The organism is Achromobacter sp. 1012554356, assembly GCF_059760815.1.
Genome location: NZ_JCBANC010000113.1, coordinates 1 through 4,707, shown reverse-complemented (window position 1 = coordinate 4,707; position 4,707 = coordinate 1). Strand labels below are relative to the sequence as shown.

Below are 4,707 nucleotides of genomic sequence, written 5' to 3'. Positions count from 1 at the left end.
CCCCCAGCCCGCCCTAGCTTCAAGGATTCGCCCTCATGTCCGCATCCAACATGACGCCCGGAGAAATCGTCTCCGAACTCGACAAGTACATCGTCGGCCAGAACCGCGCCAAGCGCGCGGTCGCGGTGGCGCTGCGCAACCGCTGGCGCCGCCAGCAGGTCGCCGAGCCTCTGCGCCACGAAATCCACCCCAAGAACATCCTGATGATCGGCCCGACCGGCGTCGGCAAGACCGAGATCGCGCGCCGCCTGGCCAAGCTGGCCAACGCGCCCTTCATCAAGATCGAAGCCACCAAGTTCACCGAGGTCGGCTATGTGGGCCGCGACGTGGACACCATCATCCGCGACCTGACGGAATACTCCATCAAGCAGACCCGCGAACTGGAAATGCGCCGCGTGCGCACCCAGGCCGAGGACGCCGCCGAAGACCGCATCCTGGATGCCCTGGTGCCGCCGCCCCGCAGCGCCTCGGGTGAACCGCAGCGCGGCGAGGACAACAGTGCCCGCCAGACCTTCCGCAAGCGCCTTCGCGAAGGCAAGATCGACGATCTGGAAATCGAGATCGAAGTCGCCCAGACCGTGCCCCAAATGGACGTCATGACGCCCCCCGGCATGGAAGAAATGGCCGAGCAGCTGCGCGGCATGTTCGCGGGCATGGCGCGCGACAAGAAAAAGCCCAAGAAGATGAAGGTGCGCGAAGCCTTCAAGCTCATCATCGACGAAGAAGCCGCCAAGCGCGTCAACGAAGAAGACCTGCGCAGCGTTGCCATCACCAACGTCGAGCAGAACGGCATCGTCTTTCTGGATGAAATCGACAAGATCGCCGCCCGCCAGGAATCCGGCGGCGCCGATGTCTCGCGCCAGGGCGTGCAGCGCGACCTGCTGCCGCTCGTTGAAGGCACCACCGTCAACACGCGTTACGGCATGGTCCGCACCGACCACATCCTGTTCATCGCGTCGGGCGCCTTCCACCTGGCGCGTCCGTCCGACCTGATCCCCGAGCTGCAGGGCCGTTTCCCGATCCGCGTCGAACTCGAATCCCTCACCGCCGAGGACTTCGTGCGCATCCTGTCCGACACGGATGCGTCGCTGACCAAGCAGTACACGGCGCTGATGGCCACCGAGGACGTCGCGCTCGAGTTCACCGATGAAGGTGTGCGCCGCCTGGCCGAGCTGGCCTTCGACGTCAACGAAACCACCGAAAACATCGGCGCCCGGCGCCTGTACACGGTGATGGAAAAGCTGCTCGACGAGCTTTCGTTCGACGCCACGTCCAGCCAGGACAAGCACGTCACGATCGACGCCGCCTACGTGAACTCGCAATTGGCCGAAGCCGCCAGCAGCCAGGACCTGGCTCGCTACGTGCTCTGAAGACCCGGGTCCCTGCGACCACCCGCCGCAGACGCAAAAAAACCCCGCCGCAAGCGATTGCGGCGGGGTTTTTGATTGGCGCGGCGTCAGTTCGCGATCGCCGTCACCACATACTTGCCATCCTTGCGCGTGGCGGTAAAGCGCACCTTGTCGCCCGCCTTGATGTTGGCCAGCAATGCCGGATCGGCCTGGTAGACCAGCGACATCGCCGGCAGGTCCAGCGCCTTGATGGCATCGTGCTTGATCGTGACCTTGCCCGCCGCGGCGTCCACGCGCCGCACTTCGCCCGTGGCGTCGGCCTGCTGCGCGAAGGCCACCGGCGATGCCAGCGACACGACAGCCATTGCGGTGGCAACGGCCATGGGCGTTGCGTACTTGCGGTTAAAACCCATATGTAACCTCCCTATGCGGTCCAAGCGGACGGGCGCCGAGGGCGCTCGTGCCGCTTTTTACAGTGCTAGGATACTGCGCGAATGCAACAGTTCCGCTGCCAGTGCGCAACAATCCTGACGGTTGTTTGCGAGGCAGCCCTACTCGCGGGCTGCGCTTACCGTCGGAAGCAAGCCTCCAACTCTTCTCACCGAATCAAAACACCATGGCCAACCGCTTATCCGTCATTGCCACCCGCACCGGCGACGATGGCACCACTGGGCTGGGGGACGGATCACGCCTTCCCAAAGACGCCCCGCGCATCGCCGCCCTGGGCGACGTGGACGAGCTGAACAGCGTCATCGGCCTGCTGCTGACCGAAGCCTTGCCCGAAGACGTGTCGGCCGACCTGCTCGCCATCCAGCACGACCTGTTCGACATGGGCGCAGAGCTCTGCATTCCCGGCCATGTCGCGGTCACGCAAGCGCAGGTCGCCCACCTGGATGCGCGCCTGGCGCACTACAACGCGGCGTTGCCGCCGCTGCGCGAATTCATCCTGCCCGGCGGCTCGCGGCCGGCGGCGGTGGCGCACATGGCGCGCACCGTGGCCCGGCGGGCCGAGCGCGCGGTGGTGGCGCTGGCTGGCATCGATAGCGTCAACGCGCCGGTCCGGCAATATCTGAATCGGCTGTCGGACCTGATGTTCGTGCTGGCGCGCTACATCAACCGGCAACTGGGTCAAGAGGACACGTTCTGGGCAGGCGCGCAAGCGCGCCGCTAGCCTGTCCGCGTCTTCCGGAGCCAGCGCCCATGCCAAACATCCTGTTGCTCGGCAAAGACGGCCAGGTCGGCCGTGCGCTGCAGGCAGTCTTGCCGGCAGTGGGCGATGTCACGGCGCTGGGCCGCGACGCGCTCGATCTGCGTGACCACGCGGCCATCGCCGCGACGCTGGACGCGCATCGCCCCGGCATCATCGTCAATGCGGCCGCATGGACGGCAGTCGACCAGGCCGAGCGCGAACCCGACGCGGCCGCAGCGGTGAACGCGCTGGCGGTCGCGGCGCTGGCGCAGCATGCCGCGGTCAGCGGTTCGCTGCTTGTTCACTACTCCACCGATTACGTCTTTGACGGCGCCCTCGCACGCCCCTATACCGAAGCCGACGCGCCCCATCCCATCAACGTGTACGGCGCCACGAAACTGGCCGGCGAGCGCGCCATTGCCGCAAGCGGGTGCGAGGCTTTCGTGCTGCGCTGCAGCTGGATCCACTCGCTGCACGGGCGCAACTTCTTCCGGACGATTCTGAATCTGGCCCGGACGCGTGAATCGCTGAATGTCGTGGCGGACCAGCAGGGAACGCCGACGCCGGCGTCGCTGATCGCGCAGACCACCGCGATGTGCCTGGCGCGCCATCGGCAGCGGGCGTTGCCTGCGGGCTTGTATCACGTCGCTGCGGCCGGCTCGACAACTTGGCACGGCTACGCGCAATACCTGGTGGCAGGCGCCCTCGAGCGGGGCATCAACCTGAAGCTTGGACCGGCGCAGATTGCGGCCGTATCGTCGGCGGATTACGCGGCCTCAGCCCCGCGTCCGCGCAATTCGTGCCTGGACACGCGGGCGCTGACCGTGGCGGCCGGCTTCGCGCCGGCGGCCTGGACCACGTATGTGGACCAGAGCCTGGATGAGCTGATTGCCTCCGGCAGCGCGGAGGACTTTTTTTCGCAGGCGTAGCGGGCAAGGCGCAACGCTACGCAACACGCCACGCCACGCCCAGACCGCTCAGGCGATCAATTCACGCCGGCCGCATGCGCCTGTTCGTCCGCATGGTACGAAGACCGCACCATCGCGCCGACCGCCGCGTGCGAGAACCCCATCGCGTACGCTTCGCGCTCGAACATCGCGAACGTATCCGGGTGCACGTAGCGCAGCACCGGCAGGTGGTGTTCCGAAGGCTGCAGGTACTGGCCGATCGTGAGCATGTCGACGTTGTGATCGCGCATGTCGCGCATCACCTGCAGGATTTCCTCGTCGGTCTCGCCCAGGCCCAGCATCAGGCCGGACTTGGTGGGCACTTCCGGATGCAGCTTCTTGAACTCGGCCAGCAGCTTCAGCGAGTGCAGGTAGTCCGAGCCCGGGCGCGCCTGCTTGTACAGGCGAGGCACGGTTTCCAGGTTGTGGTTCATGACGTCCGGAGGACCGGCGTTCAGGATGGTCAGCGCGCGGTCCAGGCGGCCGCGGAAGTCGGGCACCAGCACCTCGATGCGGGTGGTGGGCGACAGTTCGCGGATATGGGTGATGCAGTCGACGAAGTGGCCGGCGCCGCCGTCGCGCAGGTCGTCGCGGTCAACCGAGGTGATCACCACGTACGACAGCTTCATGGCGGCGATGGTGCGCGCCAGGTTTTCGGGCTCTTTCGTGTCCAGCGGGTCGGGCCGGCCGTGGCCCACGTCACAGAACGGGCAGCGGCGTGTGCACTTGTCGCCCATGATCATGAAGGTCGCGGTGCCCTTGCCGAAGCACTCGCCGATGTTCGGGCACGAGGCCTCTTCACAGACCGTGTGCAGGTTGTGCTCGCGCAGGATGCGTTTGATGTCGTAGAAGCGCGAACCGGGCGCGGCGGCCTTCACGCGGATCCATTCGGGCTTCTTCAGGCGCTCGGCCGGAATGATCTTGATGGGAATGCGCGCCGTCTTGGCCTGCGATTTCTGCTTTTGCGTCGGATCGTAGACCGCCTCCGCGGGCGCGGTGGCGGATTCGTTCGAGGGCACAGGAGACTCGGCGAGCGTGGACATGGGACACCTTCGTGACCGGCGCGGGAAGGCGCCGGCTCTGGGAGAAAAATGGCATTTTACCCTTCGCGGCGCGATCCGCCGCCACCGCGTCCGGCGCCCCCCGGAGAGCGGCGGCCCTGGGTTATCGTCTGGCCTGACGTAATTCCCGCCATTTGCCATGCCTTCGCTGACCCCGCCCG

General features: G+C 66.3%; 5 protein-coding genes. 3 read left to right on the top strand and 2 right to left on the bottom strand.

The features are described 5' to 3' along the window. Positions 1–35 precede the first annotated feature (35 nt). On the top strand, positions 36–1,370 hold the full coding sequence (gene hslU / locus AC6LJW_RS29330) for an ATP-dependent protease ATPase subunit HslU (protein ID WP_498088960.1): 1,335 nt from the start codon (positions 36–38) through the stop codon (positions 1,368–1,370). Between the two features lie 86 nt (positions 1,371–1,456). Here hslU and AC6LJW_RS29325 read toward each other — a convergent pair whose 3' ends face one another. Continuing rightward, positions 1,457–1,762: a copper-binding protein gene (locus AC6LJW_RS29325; RefSeq protein WP_056571215.1), complete on the bottom strand. Its 306-nt coding sequence runs from the start codon at positions 1,760–1,762 to the stop codon at positions 1,457–1,459. Between the two features lie 203 nt (positions 1,763–1,965). On the opposite strand from AC6LJW_RS29325, the gene AC6LJW_RS29320 reads away from it, so the two are divergent. Further along, positions 1,966–2,520, top strand: a complete 555-nt coding sequence (locus AC6LJW_RS29320) for a cob(I)yrinic acid a,c-diamide adenosyltransferase (protein WP_056571213.1) — start codon at positions 1,966–1,968, stop codon at positions 2,518–2,520. 29 nt (positions 2,521–2,549) lie between these two features. Further along, the gene (gene rfbD, locus AC6LJW_RS29315; protein WP_498088959.1) at positions 2,550–3,467 is read left to right on the top strand and encodes a dTDP-4-dehydrorhamnose reductase; all 918 of its coding nucleotides are present in this window, start codon (positions 2,550–2,552) and stop codon (positions 3,465–3,467) included. A gap of 56 nt (positions 3,468–3,523) precedes the next feature. Here the strand turns inward: rfbD and lipA are convergent, their stop codons facing one another. Further along, positions 3,524–4,528 (bottom strand): lipoyl synthase, encoded by a 1,005-nt coding sequence (gene lipA / locus AC6LJW_RS29310; RefSeq protein WP_056571209.1) that lies wholly within the window; start codon positions 4,526–4,528, stop codon positions 3,524–3,526. Between the last annotated feature and the right edge of the window lie 179 nt (positions 4,529–4,707).

Bases quoted from the DNA above. Each gene is read 5' to 3' on its own strand.
- hslU (WP_498088960.1), top strand. From the start codon at position 36: ATGTCCGCATCCAACATGACGCCCGGAGAAATCGTCTCCGAACTCGAC.
- AC6LJW_RS29325 (WP_056571215.1), bottom strand. From the start codon at position 1,762: ATGGGTTTTAACCGCAAGTACGCAACGCCCATGGCCGTTGCCACCGCA.
- AC6LJW_RS29320 (WP_056571213.1), top strand. From the start codon at position 1,966: ATGGCCAACCGCTTATCCGTCATTGCCACCCGCACCGGCGACGATGGC.
- rfbD (WP_498088959.1), top strand. From the start codon at position 2,550: ATGCCAAACATCCTGTTGCTCGGCAAAGACGGCCAGGTCGGCCGTGCG.
- lipA (WP_056571209.1), bottom strand. From the start codon at position 4,528: ATGTCCACGCTCGCCGAGTCTCCTGTGCCCTCGAACGAATCCGCCACC.